The 3,183-nt window shown below is 55.9% G+C and carries 2 protein-coding genes; one reads left to right on the top strand and one right to left on the bottom strand.

Annotated elements, in window-relative coordinates; all coding sequences use genetic code 11:
- Window positions 1–40: 40 nt before the first annotated feature.
- Complete coding sequence (typA, locus tag ACZM8Y_RS17955; protein WP_482332981.1) at window positions 41–1,891, bottom strand: translational GTPase TypA; 1,851 nt, start codon at window positions 1,889–1,891, stop codon at window positions 41–43.
- 404 nt (window positions 1,892–2,295) lie between these two features.
- On the opposite strand from typA, the gene ACZM8Y_RS17960 reads away from it, so the two are divergent.
- Complete coding sequence (locus tag ACZM8Y_RS17960) at window positions 2,296–2,757, top strand: CYTH domain-containing protein (protein ID WP_482332984.1); 462 nt, start codon at window positions 2,296–2,298, stop codon at window positions 2,755–2,757.
- Window positions 2,758–3,183: the final 426 nt, after the last annotated feature.

A 3,183-nucleotide genomic window follows, 5' to 3' on the forward strand; every position in this document is an offset into this window, starting at 1 on the left:
CTGGAGAAAGGTTCCCCTTCCCCCTCTCCAATCTTAAACTTTATTTCCCAGGGCTGGCGAGCTTCTTCTTGCCGGCGGACTGGTAGCGCTTGAGTGCATTCAACTCGGCCTTGCGCAGACGGATGGAGTGGGGGGTTACTTCGACCAGCTCGTCTTCACGGACGAAATGCAGGGCATGCTCCAACGTCATAGGGCGGACGGGCGTCAAGACAACGGCTTCGTCCTTGCCGGAGGCGCGCAGGTTGGTGAGCTTCTTTTCCTTGGTAGGGTTCACGTCGATGTCGTTATCGCGGTTGTGCTCGCCGACGATCATGCCTTCATAGACGGGATCGCCAGGCACCACGAAAAGCTGGCCGCGCGGCTCAAGGTTGAAGAGCGCGTAGGCGACGGCGTTCCCGGCGCGGTCGGACACGATGGAGCCAGTGAATCGGCTCGGAAAATCGCCGCGATAGGGCTCGTAACCTTCAAGCAGGGAGTTCATGATGCCCGTGCCCTTGGTGTCGGTGAGGAACTCGTCGCGGTAGCCGATGAGCCCGCGGGACGGAACCGAGAATTCCAGACGGACGCGGCCCGTGCCGTTGTTCACGCAATTGACCATACGGCCCTTGCGCTGAGCGATCTTGTCGGTCACGACGCCCATGAAGTTTTCGTCGCAATCAACGTAAAGCTGTTCGATGGGTTCGAGGAGCTGCCCGTTTTCGTCCCGCTTAAAGATGACTTCGGGGCGGCCCACGCAGAGCTCGAAGTCTTCGCGGCGCATGGTTTCGATGAGGATGGCCATCTGGAACTCGCCGCGGCCCTTGACGATGAAGCTGTCCTTCTCGTCGGGCTCCTCAATCTTGATGGCCACGTTGATGAGGGCTTCCTTGAGCAGTCGCTCGCGGATCTTGCGGGACTGGACGTTCTTGCCTTCGCGTCCGGCGAGAGGCGAAGTATTGATGGTAAAGCGCATGGCCACGGTGGGCTCATCCACACGGAGGCGCGGGAGCACGCGGATGTTTTCCTTGGTGCAGATGGTGTCGCCGATGGCTACGTCATCCATGCCCGCGATGATGACGATGTCGCCGGGCATGGCTTCCGTAATATCGACGAGACGCAGGCCTTCGTAGGCTTGCAGGCGGGTCACGCGCAGGGGCACTGGGACGCCCGCCTCATTGACGCAGACCAACGCCTCGTTGGAACGAACTGTCCCATGCAGGCTGCGGCCCACGGCGAGGCGTCCGAGGTATTCGGAGTAGTCGAGATCCGAAACCAGCATTTGGAAGGGCTCTTCTGGATCGTAGGACGGGCCGGGAACTACTTCAAGGATGGTTTCAAAGAGAGGGGAGAGATCTACGCGGGGGGCGTCCAGCTCGCGCATGGCTACGGCGTCGCGTCCGATGGCGTAGAGCACCGGAAATTCGAGTTGTTCTTCCGTAGAGTCGAGATCGATGAACAGATCGTAGACTTCGTTCAGCACTTCCTGCGCGCGGGCGTCCTTACGGTCAATCTTGTTGATGACCACGATAATCTTGAGGCCGCGTTCCAGCGCTTTGCGGAGCACGAAACGGGTCTGGGGCAGAGGGCCCTCCGCCGCATCGACCAGCAGGATGGCACCGTCGGCCATGGATAGGGCGCGCTCGACCTCACCGCCGAAGTCGGCGTGGCCGGGGGTGTCGATAATGTTGATTTTTACGCCGTTCCAGCTCACGGCACAGTTCTTGGCGGAGATGGTGATGCCGCGTTCCCGTTCCAGATCCATGCTGTCCATGACACGGTCATCAACCTGCTGGTCGCTTCGGAAAATCCCGCTCTGGCGGAAAAGGGCGTCCACGAGCGTGGTCTTGCCGTGGTCAACGTGAGCAATGATGGCGATATTACGAAGCTTTTCGTTACGAACGAGATCTTTCAAGAAAGTATCCTCATGGAGATTGGCCGGACGAGACCGGAAGGGCAGGCCGGAAAAAAGGGCGCGTCAACAATGACGGAATCGGTATCTGTACACCGTTTCGCCTTGTTACGCAAGCGGCTGTAAAAACGCTTCCCCAAGCGGAAAAGGAAATAGGGAACCCACATGCCCCAGCCCCAGCTTTCTGAATAGGATTCCTTCAGCTCTTCAAGAAAAATATATATCTGCATGAATTACTTAGTTTATTCAGCGTATTTGGGAGGATAGGGAGAACCCTCATGTACACGGAACCCGTAACGTATCCCTCATACGGAAAGCGTTTCCAGTGGAAAACACCGTGCCTGTACGCTGGGGCCGAAACGCGGTAGAAGGGAAACATACGGCATCGGGCCGTACAGGAGGATGACATGAATGTGGAAATCGAGCGGAAATTTCTTGTCAAAAGCGAGGCATGGCGTGGGCTCGCCGAAGGTGTGCGGTTCCGGCAGGGCTACTTGCAGACGCACCCATGCACGATCCGCGTGCGTACGGAAGGCGAACGCGGCGTCCTGACCGTTAAAGGACAGACACGGGGGTTTTCCCGCGAGGAGTTCGAGTACGAGATCCCGCGTGGGGATGCCGACAGGATGCTTGATACGCTGGCGCTGCCATCCCTCATCGATAAGATCCGTTACAAAATCCCTTATCAGGGCTTCGTTTGGGAAGTCGACGAGTTCCTTGGGGACAACGCGGGGCTTGTCGTCGCTGAAATCGAACTTTCCGACGAGGGGCAAACCTTTGAACTGCCCGACTGGATCGGGGAAGAAGTGACGGGCGACCACCGGTATGCCAATTCCGCGCTGTCGAGCCGTCCGTTTTGTACATGGTAGGCTGGATTCCCTGACACCATGCGGAAACGTTAGGGGCAGGGGCTTTTCCGGGGAAAAATTTTCCCTTTTGGCCCTGTAATAGCATGTGGTTGTTTCATCTCCACAGCACGGTGAAAGTACAGCCTTTTTCTCCTGTTTTTCTTTTGGCGGGATCCACGGCTAAGGCATTTTGTTGGTTATTCCTTTGGAACTTTAAGAAAAAAGGCATCAACCATTTTCTAGGTCGTATCGGCAATTAGATATAATTTATTCAAATTATTTAACTGGTTTTCATAAAAAAGATTGTTTTCGATAATTTCAAGTGATTGCATGTAAAATGACGACACGACCTAGGAGCTGTCTCTAAATAAGTTCTCGACTTTTCGTCTTTCTGTTGTTTTGATGTCTGGCATGAGCAGACACGATATTTCAGACGAAAAATGGGCC

The organism is Bilophila sp. (assembly GCF_057864385.1).

Excerpts from the sequence above, each read along its gene's own strand:
- ACZM8Y_RS17960 (WP_482332984.1), top strand. The coding sequence starts at position 2,296 with ATGAATGTGGAAATCGAGCGGAAATTTCTTGTCAAAAGCGAGGCATGG.